Origin of the sequence: Kordiimonas sp. (genome assembly GCF_048260245.1) — a bacterium.
Lineage (GTDB): Bacteria > Pseudomonadota > Alphaproteobacteria > Sphingomonadales > Kordiimonadaceae > Kordiimonas.
The window spans coordinates 25,398-42,073 of the sequence record NZ_JBLXGZ010000004.1 but is presented as its reverse complement, the minus strand read 5'-3'; the positions used below and the strand labels follow the sequence as shown (position 1 = coordinate 42,073).

The window sequence follows — 16,676 nt, the reverse complement described above, 5'->3', positions numbered from 1 at the left end:
GTATCTACCGCTTGCGCCTTGGTGTGGGCAACGTTTCCTCAAAAAGCGAAGCAAGCTGTTCCGTCATGGCGCCGCCGAGCTGTTCGGCATCCAGAATGGTCACCGCGCGTTTATAATAGCGCGTGACATCATGGCCGATGCCGATGGCTATCAGCTCTACCGGTGAGCGGTCCTCGATCCAGCCAATGACCTGCCGCAGGTGGTTCTCAAGATAGACGCCTGAGTTGACGCTGAGCGTGCTGTCATCCACCGGCGCACCGTCCGAGATCACCATCAGGATGCGCCGCTCTTCCGACCGTGCCATCAGGCGGTTATGCGCCCACATCAACGCCTCGCCGTCGATGTTTTCCTTCAGCAACCCCTCGCGCATCATCAGGCCGAGATTGCGGCGCGACCGCCGCCAAGGGGCATCACCGGTTTTATAAATGATATGCCGCAAGTCATTGAGCCGTCCCGGTGCCTTTGGCCGACCGGCCTGCAACCATTTTTCGCGGCTTTGCCCACCCTTCCAAGCCTTGGTGGTGAAGCCGAGAATTTCCACCTTCACGCCGCAACGCTCAAGCGTACGAGCCAGAATATCGGCGGAAATGGCCGCGATAGAGATCGGCCTGCCACGCATGGAGCCGGAATTGTCCAGCAGAAGCGTAACCACCGTGTCCTTGAATTCGGTTTCGCTTTCCAGCTTGTAGGAAAGCGGCTTGGTCGGGCTTGAGACCACGCGCGCCAACCGTCCGGCATCAAGGATGCCTTCCTCAAGGTCAAACTGCCAGTGGCGGCGTTGCTGCGCAAGCAGGCGGCGCTGTAGCCGGTTAGCAAGCTTGGACACGGCGCCCGAGAGATGGGCCATCTGCTGGTCGAGATATTTACGCAAGCGTTCAAGCTCTTCCACATCACACAGCTCTTCCGCCTTCAGAACCTCGTCATACTCTTCGGTGAACACTTTATAGAAGGGACTGTCCGGCAACTGGTCCAGCGGGCGATTGGGTCGCCACGGGATCGCACCTTCGTGCTTGCCGTCCCCGGCCTCCGCTTCGCTGTCGTCCATTTCTTCCATGGCAGCTTCGGAGGATGCCTCATCTTCGGCGGTATCCCCTTCGCCGTCATCGGACGACTCGGCACCGTCGGCATCGCCGTCTTCATCCTCACCCGGATCACCGTCCGGGCTGTCGGGCGCGCCGCCGTCACCGTCCTCGGGCTGGTCGTCCTCTTCATCGCGGTCCCGTTTCTCACCGTCACCATCGCCGATAAGCTCAGCGATGATACTGCGCGAGACAACCGAAAGGCTGCGCTGGTCGTCCACTTTGTCTTCAAGGCTATCGAGCAGATGACCGACACTTTCCTCAAGCCACTTGCGCTGCCCTTCTACGGCGACAACAGCGTTTTCAGGCGGCGGGGCGCCGGTCAGCCGTTCACGCACCAAAAGCCCAATCACGGACGCGAGCTTGCCTTCTTCATCATCGCTCGGGCGTGCAAGGCCGCTTTCCAGTGCGCGGCGTTCGGTGACAGCGGCGAGGTTAGCTTTCATACCCGACATGGCCCGCGCGCCGATGGCCTCATAGCGTGCCTGTTCCACCGCGTCAAAAATAGCACGACCAATGGCACCGCCGGGGGCAAGCTTTGAATGCAGCCGGGCGTCATGGTGGCGGTGGCGGAGGGCATAACTGTCGGCCTGCCCACGGATTTCGGCAACGTCTTGCGCGCGCACTTTATGTGGCAGGAGGGAAACACGCATCTCTCCGGCAGCATAGCCGGGCACGTCAGCGGTAAACTTGACCTCAAGGGCCTTGTCTTCCGCCACGGCACGCGCGGCGGCCGCAACCGCGTGCTCAAACGTCTCTTTCGGATTTTGGCTGCCGTCTGCCATTTGGTTTACCCTAATCTCGCTTTCACCGCCATGTGGCCTCAGGCGCTAATAACCAGGTTACTGGCCGATTCCTTCAGCTCTTCGCCAAAAGAACGCTGGTAATATTCAGCGACAATCGCGCGCTCTGCCTCATCACATTTGTTGAGGAAGCTGACGCGGAAAGCAAAAGCCACGTCATTAAAGATGCGGGCATTTTGCGCCCAGGTCAGCACGGTGCGCGGGCTCATGACGGTGGAGATATCACCCGCCATGAAACCGGTACGGCTGAGGTCCGCCACCCGCACCATATTGGCAACGGTCTTGCGGCCTTCGTCGCTGTCATAACCCGGTTCCTTGGCGATCATTATCTCGGTTTCAGTGGCGTGCGGCAGATAGTTGAGCGTGGCCACAATGTTCCAGCGGTCCATCTGGCCCTGATTGATCTGCTGGGTGCCGTGGTACAGCCCCGTGGTATCACCAAGGCCGACTGTGTTCGATGTGGCAAAAATACGGAAGGCCGGATGCGGGCGGATGACACGGTTCTGATCGAGAAGTGTCAGCTTGCCCTCGACTTCCAGCACCCGCTGGATCACAAACATGACATCGGGACGACCGGCATCATATTCATCAAAGACAATCGCGGTCGGGCTCTGGAGCGCCCACGGCAGGATGCCTTCCTGAAATTCGGTCACCTGTTTGCCGTCGCGCAGCACAATGGCGTCCTTGCCGACAAGGTCGATGCGGCTGATGTGACTGTCGAGGTTCACACGAATGGTCGGCCAGTTGAGGCGCGCGGCCACCTGCTCAATGTGGGTGGATTTACCGGTGCCGTGATAGCCTTGGATCATCACCCGCCTATTGTGGGCAAAGCCGGCGAGAATCGCCAGCGTGGTGTCAGGGTCAAACACATAGGTGCTGTCGATGTCCGGCACATGCTCGGTTCGCTCGCCAAATGCAGGCACTTCCATGTCGAGATCAAGGCCAAAGGCCTCACGCACGGAAACTTTTTTCTCTGGCAAGGTCAGGCTAGGGAGCTTTTCAGCCGCAGCGGCACTCATGGACAGTATCCTCTTGTCTAAAAACTTTTGATAACCATTCTAAAGAATGCATCTTGGGTTTACCAGTGACTGGGTCAATATGAAACAGCACATTTCGCATGAACGGTATACGCATGGGCTCACGCATTAGCCTTTGTTGCCGGTCACCAGAATAGGAAAGTATGTCAAATATGGGTGAAGTCACCGAGAGAATCGAAAAAAAACTGCGCGCTGCGCTCGCGCCAACCCACCTTGAGGTGATTGACGAATCGGAAAGTCACCGCGGCCACGCGGGCTTTCGCGACGGCGGGGAAAGTCATTTCCGCGTGGTCATCCGCTCGCAGGCGTTTGAGGGCCAGAGCCGCGTCGCGCGGCAGCGCCTCGTTATGGGCGCGCTCAAGGAAGAGCTCGCTGGCCCCGTGCATGCACTCTCCATTCAGGCGGACGTGCCGCAAGGCTGAAATTGCTTTCGGCGCAGACAAGACAGAGCGATGGCGGGGGACATGGTAAAAGCCATGAGGCATGTAACTCAAAATTTCATCGCTCCCGAATAAATTAAACCTGATTATGCTCAAAAAATTCAGTATAGAGAGTACAATTTTTTGATGATTTTGACTGTCAGGCGTTGCAATGAAAATATTAATGATATGCGAGTTCTATAACGAGAAACTTGAGTATCAGGAGAACCTGCTCACCAAATATTATGCCAAACACGGCCATGACGTAACGGTGATTACGTCCACTTACGAATCCGTTTTTGACTATTATGAAAACCGCCACGACAACGCCTGGCCCGCGCGTGAATACCGCACCGAAAATTGCACGGTTATCAAGCTGCCGTTTCGGTACAATATTTTATACAAAATGCGTGCCTACACCCGGATTGATGACATCCTTGAGCGCGAAAAACCTGATCTGATTTTCATTCACGACATTATGCTCAATATTCCGGAAATCATCCGGTACAAAAAAAAGCATCCAGACTGTGTGATCATTCTCGACTATCATGCCGACTATAGCAATTCGGGCAAAAACTGGTTGTCGCTGCGTATCCTGCACGGTGTTCTGCGCAAATGGTTTCTCGACCGCATCCGCAAATATACCAGCCGTATCTTCCCGATTGTACCGGCGGGCACCACCTTCCTGCATGAGGTATACAAGGTACCGCTTGAGGAAATGGAGGTGCTGCCCCTTGGAGCGGACACGGACCTGGGCGCAGAGGCGAAACAATCACCGCGCCTGCCGGAATTGAGAAAAGCCTACGGCATTGCACAAGGGGACCGCGTGATACTGACGGGCGGCAAACTGAGCCCCCGCAAACGCACAGAACTGATTATTGACGCCGTCAACGAGCTTGAAGACAAAAGCCTGCACCTGATTATTGTCGGCGACGCCAGCGAGGAAGATCAGGACTATAAGAACCTGCTGCTGTCCCGGGCACAGCAGGGCGGCAACATCCATTTCGCCGGCTGGCTGGGAACGCGCGAGATATATGAGCACATGGCGATCAGCGATATTGCTGTATTCCCGGCAAGCCAATCTATTTTATGGCAGCAGGCCATCAGCATGGGTTTACCGCTCATTGCCGGCAATACCGGCCACCAAAGCATTCAATATTTAAATTTATACGAAAATATAGTGATTCTGGATAAAGACCGCATTAACACTAGGGCAATCAAAAAAGAACTGACGGCAATTCTGGAAAACAGTGAGCGGCATCAGGAGATGCGGGAAGGGGCAGAGCGGGTCACCCGAGAACAGCTGGACTGGAACACACTGATTGACAGGACACTCACATTGCCGCCCAAACGGGGCTGAGTTCGCGTACACTCTTTTTCTGGTGCGCGCCGCTCAGGATTTATATTTAGATAATATGTTTTGAATTTGAGTATTGATCAGATGAATTACAAAGACACGTTTTGTGCTCGTATCACAGAAAAGACGGCGGTCATCGGTATCGTAGGCTTGGGATATGTCGGCCTGCCACTGATGTTACGGTACAACAGCCTGGGTTTTAAGGTCATTGGCATTGATATTGATGCTGACAAGGTCGAAAAACTCAACGCCGGTAAAAGCTATATCGAGCATATCGACGCAGCATCGATTGCCGACGCCTGCAAAAGTGGCTTTGTCGCCACGTCCGACTTCGCAGACGCATCGCGATGCGACGCTATTATCATTTGCGTGCCAACCCCACTGAACAAATACCGTGAACCGGACATCAGTTTTGTCACCAAGACAACCGACGCGCTGGTGCCTCACCTCAGGGCCGGGCAGGTCCTTTCCCTTGAAAGCACCACCTACCCCGGCACTACCGAAGAAGAATTGTTGCCACGCGCACAGTCTACCGGGCTGAAAGCTGGCGAGGAAATATTTCTCGTCTACTCACCAGAACGAGAAGACCCAGGCAACCCGAATTTTGAAACCAGCACCATTCCCAAGGTCGTCGGCGGGCACACACAGGCTTGCCTCGAGGCCGGGATCGCGCTTTATAGCCCCGCAATCAACAAGGTGGTGCCGGTAAGCTCCACCAAAGCGGCGGAAATGACCAAGCTGCTGGAGAACATCCACCGGGCTGTCAACATCGGGCTGGTCAATGAAATGAAGATCGTCGCGGACCGCATGGGTATCGATATCTTCGAGGTGGTAGACGCGGCGGCGACCAAGCCTTTTGGCTTCACACCCTATTATCCGGGGCCCGGCCTTGGTGGCCACTGTATCCCGATCGATCCCTTTTACCTGACATGGAAAGCCCGCGAATACGGCGTTAACACCCGCTTTATTGAACTGTCCGGCGAGGTGAATCAGGCTATGCCGGACTATGTCGTCGGCAAGCTGACGGAAGGGCTGAACAATCGGGGCAAAGCCCTCAAAGGCAGCCGCGTTCTGGTGCTTGGGATCGCCTACAAGAAAAATGTCGATGACATGCGCGAGTCGCCGTCCGTGCGCATCATGGAACTGGTCAGGGACAGGGGCGCCATAGTCGCCTACAGCGACCCGCATGTGCCGGCCTTCCCGAAAATGCGGGAACACCATTTTGACCTCACGAGCGAGGAACTGACTGCGAAGAACCTCGCGAGCTTCGACGCCGTGCTGTTGTGCACCGACCATAGCCGCTTTGACTATGACCATATTAAAGCCCACGCAAAACTGATTATTGATAGCCGGGGTATATACCGCACCCCGGCCGACCATATTATCAAGGCATAACGGAAAGACTGTCTGATGAAAAACTTTGCCATGATCGGGGCGGCTGGCTATATCGCGCCTCGGCACATGAAGGCCATCAAAGACACTGGCAACACCCTGATTGCCGCGATGGACCCAAACGACAGCGTCGGCATTATCGACAGCCATTTCCCCGACGCTGCTTTTTTTACCGAGTTCGAACGTTTTGAAAGCTATCTCGACAGCCTGCGTCGGGCCCAAGCAGACACCGCAGACTATATTGCCATCTGCTCACCCAATTACCTGCACGAGCCACACATGCGCTTTGCGCTGAAATCGGGTGCCGACGCCATCTGCGAAAAACCGCTTGTGCTGGACCCGGCGGACATCGATGCCCTGCAAGCCATTGAAGGTGATACCGGCCAACGGGTGAATACGATTTTGCAGCTGCGCCTGCACCCGGCGATCATCGCCCTGCGGGACAAAGTGGCCGCGGGCGGGCACGACAAAAAACATGAAGTTGACCTGACCTATATCACCTCCCGCGGGAACTGGTATCTGCAGTCATGGAAAGGCGATACCCGTAAATCCGGCGGCATTGCCACCAATATCGGCGTACATTTCTATGACATGCTGCATTTTGTTTTCGGCGCTTTGCAGGACAATGTCGTACATTATACCTCTGATACCAAGGCTGCCGGATATCTCGAATATGAACACGCCCGCGTGCGCTGGTTCCTGTCCATTGACGTAACCGATGTACCGGAGGACGTGCGGGCGACAGGCCAACGGACCTACCGGTCAATCACCTGTGACGGTGACGAAATAGAATTCTCGGGCGGATTCACCGACCTGCATACCCGTAGTTATGAAGAAATTCTGGCCGGACGCGGCTTCGGGCTTGAGGACAACCGGGTGGCCATCGACACAGTAACAAATATCCGGACAATGACACCGAACGGTGCCACTGGCGACTATCATCCGTTCATCAAAGGCCTGCTGTGATGCCCTACCAGCAACACCCAACCGCTATTGTGGATGACGGCGCCACCATCGGTGACGGCAGCCGGATATGGCATTTTGTGCATGTTTGCGGCGGCGCCGTGATTGGCGAAGGTGTGTCGCTGGGTCAGGGTGTCTTCATTGGTAACCGGGTAACAATCGGCAACCGCTGTAAAATTCAGAACAATGTATCCGTATATGACAATGTGCACCTTGAAGACGGGGTTTTTTGCGGTCCCAGCATGGTGTTCACCAATGTCTACAACCCACGCGCGCTGATTGAACGCAAGGCGGAATACCGAGATACTCTGGTAAAAAGGGGCGCGACTCTGGGCGCCAACTGTACCGTGGTCTGCGGTGTCAGCATCGGCGAATACGCATTTGTCGCGGCCGGTGCGGTGGTCAACAAGGATGTTCCAGCCTATGCACTGATGGTGGGTGTCCCTGCAAAACAGATCGGCTGGATGAGTGAATTTGGTGAAAAGCTGGACTTGCCGATTGAAGGCGAAGCCATAACCGTTTGCCCGCATACCGGTACGCGCTATGCCCTTGAAGGCAAAACCCTGCGTACCACCCCGGCGTCGTAGGAGCGCATATTCATGCAGTTTATCGACCTGAAAGCCCAATATGCCAGCCTCAAGGCGCGCATTGATGCGCGTATTCAGGCGGTGCTGGACCACGGCCATTTTATCATGGGGCCGGAAGTTGCGGCACTGGAAGACGAACTCAGCGCCTATACCGGCGCAAAACATGCCATTACATGTGCCAACGGCACCGATGCGCTGCAACTGGCCTTGATGGTATATGGTATAGGCCCCGGCGACATTGTCTTCACCACGCCTTTTACCTTTTTTGCAACTGCAGAGACCATTGCACTTGTGGGCGCCACGCCTGTTTTTGTGGATATCGACCCGGACACCTTCAATATCGACCCTGACAAGCTGGAAGAAGCCATTGCGGAACATCAGCCAGGCACAGCGAAGGCTGTTATCAGTGTTGACCTTTTTGGCCTGCCAGCCGACTACACCCGGCTGGAACATATCTGCCAACACCACGGCCTGAAACTTATTGAGGATGCAGCCCAAGGATTTGGCGGTTCGATTGAGGGCCGCCGTGCGGGTACGTTCGGCGACCTGGCAACAACCAGCTTTTTCCCGGCCAAGCCACTCGGCTGCTACGGCGATGGCGGTGCGCTCTTTACAGATGACGACGAGGTGGCAGAACTGCTGCGCTCCCTGCGCTTCCACGGCAAGGGGGCCGACAAATATGATAACGTGCGGATCGGCCTGAACAGCCGTCTCGATACACTGCAGGCCGCCATACTGCTGGAAAAGCTGGCCGCGTTCCCGTCGGAGGCCAAAGCCAGGCAAACCCTGGCCGACTATTACACCAGCAACCTCGGGGACCGGTACAAAACGCCGTTTGTACCGCACGGGTACCAAAGCATCTGGGCGCAATACTCCCTTATCGCGGAAGATAGCGACATGCGGACGCGGTTACAGTCCGCCTGCAAGGCGCGCGACATCCCCACGATGGTCTATTATCCGCGCCCCATGCATCTTCTTGGCGCTTTTACGCACCTGGGCTACAAGGCCGGGGATTTCCCAGCATCGGAGGACGTAGCCCGCCGGATTTTCAGCCTGCCCATGCACCCCTATATGCAAGAAGACGCAGCGGCAGAGGTGGTCGACTGCCTCCTGAGCGCCAATTAGGCAATGCGCGAATTTCTGCAAAAAAACGCCTTCGTGAAAAATGTCCTGACGCTTGTTTCCGGCACAGCGATTGCGCAGGCGATACCGATCCTTGCCGCACCGGTACTCACCCGGCTGTATACCCCTGCAGATTTTGGTGTTTATGGTCTCTTTACTGCAATTTCGATCATTCTGGTCTCGGTCGTAACACTTCGGTATGAGGCAACAATCGTGCTGCCCAAGGAAGAGGACGATGCCTATCATCTTCTGATCACCGCGCTGGGCATCACCTTTGGCATCAGTGCTATTGTTATGATCCTTGTCACCCTCTTTGGCGAACAGTTTGCCGCCCTGCTGAAATCCCCCGACATTGCACCCGTGTTGTTCTGGGTACCGCTTTACATCTGTGCCAGCGGCATTTTCCAAAGCCTGCTGTACTGGAGCATCCGCACATCCCGCTTCAGCGCCATCTCCAAAGCAAAAATCCTCCAGAGCGGCGCTCTCGTCGCTGGGCAAACCACGCTGTTCGGCCTGCTGGGCAGCGCTATGGGTTTGGTGGCCGGGCATATTATCGGCATTGTGGCAGCTGTGATCGCATTTGCACGCTACGGCAGGGTGCCGAGACGCGCGGTCGACATCAACCGCCTGCGCCGCAACATCGCGACCTATTCTGATTATCCCAAATACAGTGCGCTGCCCTCCCTGCTTGATGCCTTCACTATTCAGGCTGTGCTGTTTTTTGTCACACGCTCGTACGACTTGGCGATGGTCGGCTTTTTTGCTCTGGCGATGCGTATTCTCGCCGCACCGTCGGCGCTGATAAGTACGGCGATCGGGCAGGTTTATTTCCAGCGCATTTCAGAGCTGGTACACGAAGACCCATCAAAACTCAGGGCTGAAATACTGGCGACAACAAAAAAGCTGGTGCCCTTTTCGGTACTGATTTTTGCGCCGGTTTTTTTCTTTGGCGAATTTTTGTTCGGCCTCGTATTCGGGGCAGAATGGACACAGGCCGGACACTATGCAGAAACATTAAGCATCGTGCTGGCCGTACGTTTTATTGTCTCACCCCTCAGCACCGTCTTTGGCGTGACCAATACATTAAAGCTGGGAGCCATATGGAAAGTTATATATTTTGTCGGCTCTGTTGTGGTTCTTTATTACGCCACACAATTTGAAATCGAGACTTTCTTATATATTTTCGCACTGAACGAAGTGGTGATGTATGCCCTATATTACATCCTGATCCTGTATTCGAGTGCGCGCTATCAACACCGGGGGCTTAAGTAATGTGTGGTTTGGTTTTTCTGGCATCTCGCGAGGCGATTGATCCTGCCGCTCTGAAGGCGATGGGCGATAGCATCAGCCACCGCGGCCCCGATGACGAAGGTTTCCTCCTGTTGGGAGACAGCACAGCATCCGGGACCACGATGGAGGTTCGCCCTCACGCCCTTGAGGGGCTTAATATCGGCCTCGCCCACAGGCGATTATCCATTCTGGACCTGAGCGCACTGGGGCACCAACCCATGGCGTATAAGGACGACCGTTACTGGATCGTCTATAACGGTGAGATCTACAATCATCTCGAGCTGCGCCAGGAGCTCGAAGGCCATGGTTACAGCTTCCGTTCGCACTGTGATACCGAGGTCATCCTCGCCGCCTATGACTTCTGGGGCGCAGCCTGCCAGAACCGCTTCAATGGCATGTGGGCCTTGACCATCATCGATTTGCACAAAAAAGAGCTGTTTGTATCGCGTGACCGTTTCGGCATCAAACCGCTCTATTATTATCAGAACGACAAAACCTTCGCCATGGCGTCCGAAGTGAAGGCCTTGCTTGCGCATCCAGACATAAAAAGCGAGCCCAATGTCAAATATTGCCAGCGCTTTCTGGAAGCGGGCGCGCTTGAATACGAGCATGAAACCGCCTTCGCCAATATCTACCGGTTCGACTTTGCCTCAGGCGTCACCATTGCGCTGGACGCGGTTTTTGCCCCCTTCACGCCTACCCGCTTCTGGGATTATGAGATTGACACCTCGGACGAACCCTTTTGCCCGGAAAAAGCGCAAAAGATTGCCGCAGACTATTACGCACTGCTTCAGGATGCCATACGCCTGCGGCTGCGCGCCGATGTGCCGTTTGGCAGCGCGCTTTCCGGCGGACTGGACAGCGCGTCCATCGTCTACATGATCGAAGAAGAACTGAAAAATACCGACTCCGCCTATAAACAGCAGACATTCTCAACCGTTTATTCCGACGCCTACAAAGACTGTGACGAAAGCGTTTATATAAAGCTGATCACCGATACGCTCAGATTGAAAAGAAACTTTATTGAACCCGATGTCGGGGAGGTCCCCGACCTTCATACACTGGCTGTCGGCAGCCTCGAGTCCCCGTCAGATGGCTTGGGAATGGGAGGGATGAACGTTTACAAACTTATTGATCGGTCAAACGTGGTTGTCACACTGGATGGGCAAGGAGCAGATGAGCAACAGGCGGGATACCTGCCGTATATCGTCAACTTTTTATGCAATAGTCGCCTCCGCGACGCCTACAAGGATCTCAAAGCGCTATCCAGAATCCCCGGCGCTAGAAAAATGACCTATATAGGGTTAGGCCTCTGCTTTTTAAGGAATATTCTTGGAGGCAGCAATCTAGAACGCTTGGTGAAGGGTACCTTTGGCACCAAAAGGCTCCGCCTCCTTTTACCGCTGAATGAAGTGCTGAAAAAAGACACCAACAGCGCGCTTATCAACCTAATCCATTATAGCGACGCCCGTTCCATGCACTATTCGATTGAGGCCCGCATGCCCTTCATGGACTACCGCCTTGTCGAGTTTACCGCCAAAATACCGGCAACTTATAAAATTCATGATGGCTGGACCAAATATTTTGCGCGCGTCGCATTTGATAAAAAGTTACCTGACGAAATTTGCTGGCGTAAAGACAAGCTCGGTTGGCCCGTACCGCACCGGCAATGGTTTAATGGACCCTTGCGGCAATGGCTGACCGATACAATCAATGGGTCGAATTTTGTACAAAATCACTTCAAAGACAGCAAAGTCCCGGATGACCTCAGTACCTTCAGCCTTGACCGGGCAATTCGGCTTTTGAACCTGTCAGAATGGCATAAACGGTTTTTTGAGAGATGAAAATTTGTTTGACCGGAGACCTGTTCCTTGGCGGAGATTTAAACAATAAGTCTGCGACGGATATCGTGCGTGCAGCTGCCTTCAAAAACGCAGATGTGCGCGTCAGCAATCTGGAACAACCCATCAGCAACTCAGCGGATGTTGCCGAAAAATGCACCCTTCACACGGGTTCATATGCTGTGGCCCAACTCGAGCAGTTGGGCATTTCGGTGGTAAATCTGGCTAATAACCATATCCATGACAAAGGCTTGGCTGGCATCATTGAAACAACCGAACACCTCAAAAACGGTCGTGTAAACCAATTTAGCGATGGCGAGAAACTGAAGGACCGCGCATGAGCTATCCGCAGCACGCCCGCTCTTCGTCCTCCGCCGCGGCTATTGTCCTTGGGGGCTATGTGAACGGATATTCCATTATCCGGGAGCTGCATGCCGAAGGTGTGCCGGATATTTGGCTGCTGGATTATGGTACCTCGCTGGCACGGTACAGCAACAAGATTACCGGTTGCAGGGCAATCGACAACTCGGCAAAAAGCCTGCGTGAGGCCCTTTTTGTGCTCAAGGCAAGCTATGACCGGCTTGTCATTTTCCCGACGGACGACCGGCAACTTGAAAACCTGCACAGCCTGTATGACGAGATTGGCGATTTCTGCTTCCTCCCGTTCAACCGCGACACCATTCTTGGTAGCCTTGACAAATACACCCAGTATGAATTTTGCGAGAAGCTGGGCGTTCCGTATCCCAAAACGCGCGCCCTGAACACCACCGCAGACATCGCCGCACTGGACAGCCTCACCTATCCTGTGCTTATCAAACCCAACACCCGCCAGGACCTGACAACACCCGTTTTTCGCAGCCTCTATCTTGAAAGTCCCGCCGCCCTTGCCACAAACCGGAACCAGCTTGTTGGCTTTCTCGAAAGCGGCACAACCTTCCTTGCATCGGAATATATCCCCGGCGACGACACCCACATATACGCCTACACAGGCTACCGGTCACCGCGCGGTAAAATCATCCGGGAGTGGATCGGCAAAAAACTAACCCAGTATCCCGACCTTTTTGGAGTATTTGCCAGCGCCAGCAACGAGGCCCCGGAGGTCGTTCGCTCTCAGGGACGTGCCCTGCTTGACGGTATGAACCTGATCGGCATCGCCGAGCCCGAGTTCAAGCTCGACCACCGGGACGGACAATATAAGCTGATGGAAATCAACCTTCGCTCCATGATGTGGCACCGCATGGGAAACCTCAGCGGGGTAAAACTACAACATGCCCAGTGGCTGGATGCGCAGGGCATGGACATCCCGCCACAAACGCAGGACCTCACGACGATCATACATTTTGTCTATATGAAGCACGAGATCGTCAACCTCCTGAGCCGACCACGGTACGCCCGGCATTTCCGCCAGAATATATGGGGCGGCGACACGCGCTATTTTGCTATATTTGACAAAACCGACATGAAGCCGTTCTTCTATGATCTGCTTAGTCTGCCAAGGGGGATACTTGCAGGATGCCTAAAAGCCTGGCTCAAGCGCTCAAAATTCGAGTGAACCGCCTGCTGCTGCGGCGGCGCGGGGTGATCATCTATAATAACTGCGTGTTTTCGCGAACCGAATTTCGCGGTACCGCAAAAATAGAGCCTTATTGCCGTCTGGTCGGTGATCCGCTGATCTCGGCAGGGAATAATTTTTACCTCAATGCCGGCTGTCACCTGCTGGGGGAAATCCACATTGGCGACGAAGTTATGATAGGCCCGAAAACCGTCATTTGGGGCCGTGACCACGAGATGAAGCCGGGGATACCCATGCGGCACCAGGGTCATCTGCGGGCGCCCATCACCATCGGCAACGATGTCTGGATTTCGGCCAATGTCACCATCCTCAAGGGGGTGACGATCGGGGACGGCGCCGTTATTGGCGCTGGAGCTGTTGTCACAAAGGACGTACCGCCCAACGCCATCGCCGTGGGCAACCCGGCAAAGGTTATTCGGTACCGCGAACAAAAGCCGTGATTGCAGCTAACATTTTTTGCGCCAACGTCTTGCGGTCATAAGCGGTGGCCAGCTGCCGGCACCCTGCCTGACACGCACTATAGCGTGATTTATCTTCTTTCAGCGCAACAATGGCAGCGCGCAACGCTTCGCCGTTCTCAGGTTCGAAATAGAGGCCCGCGTCATATTCTTCGATGATCTTGCGCGCCTGTCCGTCCACCCCCAGAAGAATAGGCTTTTCCATCGCTGCAGCTTCAAAAATTTTCGACGGGATAACTGTCTTGAAGGTGTCGGATTTTCTGAGCGGCACCAATACCGCATCCAGAATGGACAGATAGTCACCCACCCGTGATTTTTCGACCGGATCAAGAAAAGTAACATTCTTCAAGCCCAAAGCGTGAGCACGCGCCACGACATCAGCTTTAGCGGCACCGTCCCCCACGCACAGCAGATGCACATCGCTGTCATCAATTTCCGACAGGGTCTGAACGACAAAATCCAGCCCATGGGCCATGCCGTGCGTTCCGACATACCCCAGGATAAACTTACCCTTGAGCCCAAGGCTATCCAGAAGGTCTTCATCAGGCGCCCTCACGGGAAACACCGATTTATCCACCCCGTTGGTCACGACCGTAATCTTCTCAGGCGCAACGCCGTAGTCAATAAGCCGGTCGCGAAAGGCGTCCGTCACCGGCACGATCATGTCAGCCTGCCTGTACATAAACTGCTCTGCCTTCTCCAGCATGCGGATCGCGGCGCCCTTTTTCATTGCGCCTACCGTAATGATAGATTCAGGCCACAGGTCACGCAGCTCAAAAACCCAAGGTCTGCGTTTCGCAAATGACAGGCTGTATCCAGTGAAGGTGGTGAAAAACTGCGGGGACGTCGCCACAATAATATGTGTTTCCTGAGACAACCCGACAATGAACGCACTCATGGCGAAGCTCATGTAATCCAGAACGCGTCTCATGAAACCGGCGTTTGCCGTGATGTAGCTCCAGACCCGAATGACCTTTATACCGTCCATAATCTCTTGGCTATATAGACGATTTTTATATCCCGGGTACACTTTGCCCTGCGGGAAGTTTGGCGCGCATGTGATCACGGTTACCTCCGCACCCTGTCGGACCCACTCACGGCAATGTTCGTAAGTGCGTGAAGCAGGCGCATTTACCTCGGGCGGGAAATTATCGGTAATAAAAAGAATTTTCATAGCTGGATTTCAGTTATCAAATGCGTGTCAAAATGAACGTCGATACACAAGGCTGGCAGCCGCCGGTTAAATTCGGGCGCATATTCATAGGGTGAAAGCGCTACTTTCCGGGCATGAGTGAAACGAAAACTCGCCATTCCTGCCTCAACCATATTGCCTGACAGCTCAGGCTGGATATCGGGGTGAAGGTGAAAGCGCGCGACCGCCGGCGCGGCAGGCGTCGAGCCCCGAACGCTATCTTCAAGGGTTATACTGCCGGGAGAGAAGGTGAACCTACGTTCGTGGAGCGAGCCAAACCCGTTGTGAGAAGCCTTCAACCAGTCAGGTCCCACTTCGCGGGCCGTTATGCGGGCACGCCGCCCCACCCGAAAACCTGCCCATATTTCGCTTTGCTCACAGTCGCCCAGTTGCACGGTGTTATGCGACTGCGTGGACCGTTCCAGCTGTCGCCGCTCACCAATATCATAGGTAGACGTGCCGGTATCGACCACAAGGGGCGCACCGTGTGCATACAATTCAAACCCCAGCATGTCACAGTGGGCGTGGCCAGGGATATAGTCAGGGCCGATTTGCCCCGCATCACCCCAAAACCCGTAAGTATCTCCGGTATAGCGAAAGTAGCCGCTTGCCGGTAGGTCAACCAACCCCGCCTCCGGCGCGGCGGCCAAGGGCACAGCAAGTCTGCGGGCATAGTCCTGCAGGCTGGCGAGGGATGGACTGATACCATAAGCCGCATCATTAAAAAGTGGCGGCAGTCCGTCGGGGCGGGTCATCACCTCAAGCCAGAAAATCGCCCGCTCTGCATGGGTCAGCAAAGGTATGGGCACAGCGCGACCAAAGGCGCGCATGATATTGACCAGATCCAGCAGATCTTCCGTCAGAGTGGCCTGATAGCTGGTGCTCAGCTCAAAATGTGCTCCGTCGCCTAGAAACTGTTCGGACAGTTCACCCCTGAGAATTTTCTCCCCCTTGTCAAGCCACTGTTCTGTTTGCGGACCGCCAAGAAACAGGCCACCAAAGATCAATGCCTTTGCGTTGGCAAATAAATGATTGCCCAACAAGTGATATTCAACCTGCTGATAAAGCGCCGCGCATTGCTGGGCGAGGTGGCTGTCCATGGCAGGGGACCATGCCCCGCCAGCCATCGCCCATTTAACCCAGTTCACGATGCGCAGCGACGTCGGATAAGGCTCCCACGCATTTCCCTCAAATGTTGGGTTTTCGCTGATCCAACGCTGCAGGAATGCGTGCTTGTCCACGTCATCACCATCGGGGGCCAACAGACCATCATGGTAATGCAGGTTATAGAGCCATAACTTGGACGTTGCGGCGTCGTTCCAGTCATTCGCGGACGTGACCGCCCTCGTCTCGTTCAGGAAGGTGAAACGGCCACCCGGCAAGATGGACTGTGGCCGGGCAAGCGCCGGTTGCCATTCGCCGCAAGCTTCGGCCCGGCACACCGCACTGACATCTGATTGCTGGAGCCTGGTGAACCGTCGCTGCACGCGGTTTATCACCTGGCCGGGTTTCAGGTGGGCCACCGTGCGAACAAACCGCGGTATGGATCGCAGCGACACAGAC

General features: G+C 54.9%; 14 protein-coding genes and 1 pseudogene. 11 read left to right on the top strand and 4 right to left on the bottom strand.

The features are described from left to right. Positions 1-4 precede the first annotated feature (4 nt). Both cobT and cobS read right to left on the bottom strand, forming a co-directional pair. Positions 5-1,864, bottom strand: a complete 1,860-nt coding sequence (gene cobT / locus ACN0VM_RS03465) for a cobaltochelatase subunit CobT (protein ID WP_417449450.1) — start codon at positions 1,862-1,864, stop codon at positions 5-7. Between the two features lie 38 nt (positions 1,865-1,902). Beyond that, complete coding sequence (gene cobS, locus ACN0VM_RS03460) at positions 1,903-2,901, bottom strand: cobaltochelatase subunit CobS (protein ID WP_417449449.1); 999 nt, start codon at positions 2,899-2,901, stop codon at positions 1,903-1,905. A gap of 170 nt (positions 2,902-3,071) precedes the next feature. Between cobS and ACN0VM_RS03455 the strand changes: the two genes are divergently transcribed. The 11 genes and pseudogenes from ACN0VM_RS03455 to ACN0VM_RS03405 all read left to right on the top strand — a co-directional run. Continuing rightward, positions 3,072-3,341 (top strand): BolA family protein, encoded by a 270-nt coding sequence (locus ACN0VM_RS03455; RefSeq protein WP_417449448.1) that lies wholly within the window; start codon positions 3,072-3,074, stop codon positions 3,339-3,341. A 169-nt stretch (positions 3,342-3,510) separates the two neighbouring features. Continuing rightward, on the top strand, positions 3,511-4,698 hold the full coding sequence (locus tag ACN0VM_RS03450; protein ID WP_417449447.1) for a glycosyltransferase family 4 protein: 1,188 nt from the start codon (positions 3,511-3,513) through the stop codon (positions 4,696-4,698). Between the two features lie 81 nt (positions 4,699-4,779). Beyond that, entirely contained in the window at positions 4,780-6,090 is a 1,311-nt protein-coding gene (locus ACN0VM_RS03445; RefSeq protein ID WP_417449446.1) for a nucleotide sugar dehydrogenase, read from the top strand. A 15-nt stretch (positions 6,091-6,105) separates the two neighbouring features. After that, on the top strand, positions 6,106-7,053 hold the full coding sequence (locus tag ACN0VM_RS03440; protein ID WP_417449445.1) for a Gfo/Idh/MocA family protein: 948 nt from the start codon (positions 6,106-6,108) through the stop codon (positions 7,051-7,053). Beyond that, the gene (locus ACN0VM_RS03435; protein ID WP_417449444.1) at positions 7,053-7,637 is read left to right on the top strand and encodes an acyltransferase; all 585 of its coding nucleotides are present in this window, start codon (positions 7,053-7,055) and stop codon (positions 7,635-7,637) included. Before ACN0VM_RS03440 ends, ACN0VM_RS03435 begins: the two co-directional genes overlap by 1 nt. Positions 7,638-7,649: 12 nt before the next feature. Continuing rightward, positions 7,650-8,762, top strand: a complete 1,113-nt coding sequence (locus tag ACN0VM_RS03430; RefSeq protein WP_417449443.1) for a DegT/DnrJ/EryC1/StrS family aminotransferase — start codon at positions 7,650-7,652, stop codon at positions 8,760-8,762. A 3-nt stretch (positions 8,763-8,765) separates the two neighbouring features. Beyond that, a complete protein-coding gene (locus ACN0VM_RS03425) occupies positions 8,766-10,031 on the top strand; it encodes a lipopolysaccharide biosynthesis protein (RefSeq protein ID WP_417449442.1) in 1,266 nt (421 codons plus the stop codon). Continuing rightward, on the top strand, positions 10,031-11,893 hold the full coding sequence (asnB, locus tag ACN0VM_RS03420; RefSeq protein ID WP_417449441.1) for an asparagine synthase (glutamine-hydrolyzing): 1,863 nt from the start codon (positions 10,031-10,033) through the stop codon (positions 11,891-11,893). The genes ACN0VM_RS03425 and asnB overlap by 1 nt, the downstream gene beginning before the upstream one ends. Positions 11,894-11,901: 8 nt before the next feature. After that, the gene (locus ACN0VM_RS03415) at positions 11,902-12,231 is read left to right on the top strand and encodes a CapA family protein (protein WP_417449440.1); all 330 of its coding nucleotides are present in this window, start codon (positions 11,902-11,904) and stop codon (positions 12,229-12,231) included. Continuing rightward, positions 12,228-13,442: a hypothetical protein gene (locus ACN0VM_RS03410; protein WP_417449439.1), complete on the top strand. Its 1,215-nt coding sequence runs from the start codon at positions 12,228-12,230 to the stop codon at positions 13,440-13,442. Before ACN0VM_RS03415 ends, ACN0VM_RS03410 begins: the two co-directional genes overlap by 4 nt. A 272-nt stretch (positions 13,443-13,714) precedes the next feature. Further along, positions 13,715-13,888, top strand: a pseudogene (locus ACN0VM_RS03405) (DapH/DapD/GlmU-related protein); the annotation flags it as partial. Here ACN0VM_RS03405 and ACN0VM_RS03400 read toward each other — a convergent pair. Then, positions 13,875-15,095: a glycosyltransferase family 4 protein gene (locus ACN0VM_RS03400; protein ID WP_417449438.1), complete on the bottom strand. Its 1,221-nt coding sequence runs from the start codon at positions 15,093-15,095 to the stop codon at positions 13,875-13,877. The pseudogene ACN0VM_RS03405 and the gene ACN0VM_RS03400 sit on opposite strands and share 14 nt — an antisense overlap. After that, a complete protein-coding gene (locus ACN0VM_RS03395) occupies positions 15,092-16,672 on the bottom strand; it encodes a heparinase II/III family protein (RefSeq protein ID WP_417449437.1) in 1,581 nt (526 codons plus the stop codon). The genes ACN0VM_RS03400 and ACN0VM_RS03395 overlap by 4 nt, the downstream gene beginning before the upstream one ends. Positions 16,673-16,676 lie beyond the last annotated feature (4 nt).